Here is a 236-nt window from a genome sequence, read left to right as displayed (position 1 = left end):
TCACAGCAGCGCAAGTCCTGCAAAATCTCTTCACACCTATCGTCAACACTCCCATCTTCTTTCTAATCACCATTCAATTAACCATCAATTTTTTCAAACGTATCATTGCATATACCGAGTTTCCTCCTTTCGATCTCCCTCTTCCCCCATTCTCCCTTCTCATTCCATTTTTGCTGGCATTGATTCAATTAGACGCTGCGCGGAAACGCGCGAACTACGCGATCCTCATTCGGATT

Annotated in this window: 1 protein-coding gene; it reads left to right on the top strand. The window is 44.5% G+C overall.

All coding sequences use genetic code 11. The annotated features are described in order from the left end of the window. A partial coding sequence (locus FS628_RS32380) for a hypothetical protein (RefSeq protein ID WP_222125355.1) occupies positions 1–236 on the top strand: 236 nt, incomplete at both ends.

The sequence above is a fragment of the Paenibacillus xylanexedens genome, assembly GCF_007676705.1.
Taxonomy (GTDB): domain Bacteria; phylum Bacillota; class Bacilli; order Paenibacillales; family Paenibacillaceae; genus Paenibacillus; species Paenibacillus xylanexedens_C.
Note: the sequence above shows the minus strand (reverse complement) of the source record. Positions and strands in the feature narration are given on the sequence as shown.